The organism is Emergencia sp. 1XD21-10, from assembly GCF_009936045.1.
GTDB lineage: Bacteria > Bacillota > Clostridia > Peptostreptococcales > Anaerovoracaceae > Senimuribacter > Senimuribacter intestinalis.
The window spans coordinates 1-2,699 of sequence record NZ_QWEQ01000061.1; the positions used below are offsets into that span (position 1 = coordinate 1).

Genomic DNA, 2,699 nt, shown 5'->3' on the forward strand with positions numbered 1-2,699 from the left:
CGCTCCTCAACATGAAGGCTTTCATCAATAGCGCTAAGCCGGTTACTCATAGCCTCCTCAACCCTATCCTCCAGTTCGGTTCCTGAGTAACCTTCCTGGATTTCCGCCAATCTGATTGCCATCTCAATGCTTCGGCGGCTTTCCTCATCCATAGTCTTTATAAATGCATTGCGGCTTGTACCTGGTGTAATATACGCAGTCGGTTTACCATCAGCCATCTGGTGCATGAGCATATCATAAACCATCTCAGACAGATTCCCTCTCTCACCGGTATAATATTTATCTACGTATATGTACTCTATTTCTTTGGCGCTATAACCAATAGTCCGCAGTGCGCTGTCGCGCTCCTCTGCTGCCTGACTTCTCGTAACTCCATCTTTAAGCACTGGATCACCAAATTCAGCCTCATAACGGTCTATATCCCGCATCGCTTCCCTGTCAATATAATCATCCTCCACTTTTTGTCTTGTCGACTTTTCTTCGTATTCAAAGATGTTAGTTAAATCGTTGTTGACCGTTGCATAATGAAAAGCTCCAGCTTCCTGTTGTTGTATGGCCCTTCCCGGCACATAATGGTCATTTTCAATCTGCCATTCTTCAACCTTGACGCATTCCTGTCCGCCAATCGTAATCAACGCTTCACTTTTTTCCTCCAACTGCAGGTACTGCATCAAATCATGGCAAAACTGTTCTGGCATAATGTCATACGCTATACGTTGCCCCATCCAGCTGCCACGGGTTCCATTTATGCCGTTCATCAATTTAATGGCGCAACCGCCCGCAGCCTGCCACTGATGCAAATTCGTAGAATAGTCATCTAGCAATGTATCCGCTGCACTTATACCTCCCGGAACATACTCTGACTTATCTTTTCCACACGGTAAAAATATTCTATGTTCCTGATTGACTTCCGGAAGATGTCGGTCTAACCACTCATTTTTCTCTATCAGTGCATATGGACTGTCCTCCAGCACTGCGGACAGAACATATACTTCTGTATCAGATTCCGTCTGTATAAACTGCTTAACTCCTTCAATCACATTCGCATGTGGCTTTAATTCGGCATAATATCCCTTTTCATATAAAGTTTCCACGGTATCTACCGGCGTAAAAACTGCCAGCGTGCCATCCATATCAACAAAAAATCGTCGTTTTCCCATTATATTCTTCCTCCTTTTCAGTCAATAAAAAAGTTAACTTCGCTACCTTCTGTCCTTCGTGAGTTCTCTATAGGCATCGGCATGATATATGCCGGTGTCGTCGCTGGGGTTACAGGGGTGCAGATCCCCTGTATATAAAAGGCAGGACATTATGTCCTACCCATACAGTTATCTCTATCATTCAATCCCACATTCATCGTTGGCTCGTATAGATACTTCTGCAAACTTAACCTGTTCTTTAAGCCACTCTGCATCCGTCTGCTCAACTGCAGTAGATGCATATCCTTGCTTTAAAAGCACATCTTCTGCAATATATTGGGGTATCATTTCATCGCCTGCATATAAGCGCCGCTCATTAAATCGGCTGTCAAAGCCTCTGTCATACAGACTATAATAGGTATCTTCACCCTCTTTTTCGATTAGGATGTATCCGTTGTTGTACACATATGCTTCCTTTATAGCTTCCGTCTCATGAGGCTCTTCCCTTTGCAGCTCAGCATTCAGTTCTTCAAGCCGCGTTTCTTTCTCCGCAAGTTCGTCAGCATAGATAAAAGCACGCTGCAGTTCCTTTTCAGTTCGCTTCATGCGATCGTCCAGCTGTTTCATTTCTGTTTGAGTTACCGATTCCAACCCTTCAATACCACCCAGCCTTTGATCCATTCTTGATATAATCTGTCCAGGCTCAGTACCACGCTCAAAGTTATATAATCCGCTGCCATGCAGTCGCAGGCGATACCTTCCATCATAAAAACTGGTCTCCAGCGAAAAGCCTTTATAGGTTCCAATCCGCTCCCAGCGGTCTCTGTCTTTATATTTTACAGTCAGATTATAAATAGCTTCCCCCGCCATAGCAGGTTCCGTAAACTTCATACCGGCAACAGTTATTTCAAACGGCTTATCCCGATGTTCAAAAAGCAGCGCAATATCCTGCGCATAGTTTTCATGCCGTTGCGCAGCTTCTTTAAACTCTGCTGGGAGTAATCGCAGCAACTGGTTCTGCAGGCGGTAACGCTCATCGTCGAAATTCTGTTTCAGCAGTTTCAACTGGTTGACGCTGTTTTGCAGTTCCATCTGCTCCTTGATTCTGTCATCACCGCAGCAAAGGGCTTTCGTTTCTGCATATTCAAAAGCGCGCATATCGACATCCTCACATCGCCTAGCAGGATTCTTGCTCGTCATAATCTGGCTGATGCCTCGTTGCTTTGTTTCAAGAGTCTGCCAGGAATAGGCGTCGAAAGTATTTTCCGTCACGTACTTGTAGATATATACCTTTTCGTTTGCATTGCCCTGTCTGATCAGACGACCATTTCTTTGCTCAAGATCCGCCGGTCTCCATGGAACATCTAAGTGATGCGCCGCAATCAGCCGTGTCTGCACGTTCATTCCAGCACCCATCTTCTGGGTACTGCCAAGCAAAAACCGCACACGACCGCTTCTGACCTTTGAAAAAAGATCCTCCTTTGCACTTTCCGTATTATAGTCATGGATGAAAGCGATTTCATCTTCTGGAACACCTTCCGACATCAATCCCGTCTTAAC

General features: G+C 45.1%; 1 protein-coding gene and 1 pseudogene. Both read right to left on the minus strand.

The features are described 5' to 3' along the window. Positions 1-1,160, minus strand: a pseudogene (locus tag D1151_RS16205) (hypothetical protein); the annotation flags it as partial. Positions 1,161-1,337: 177 nt separating this feature from the next. Continuing rightward, positions 1,338-2,699: helicase C-terminal domain-containing protein (locus D1151_RS16210; protein ID WP_243151238.1), on the minus strand; the 1,362-nt coding region annotated here is incomplete at its 5' end.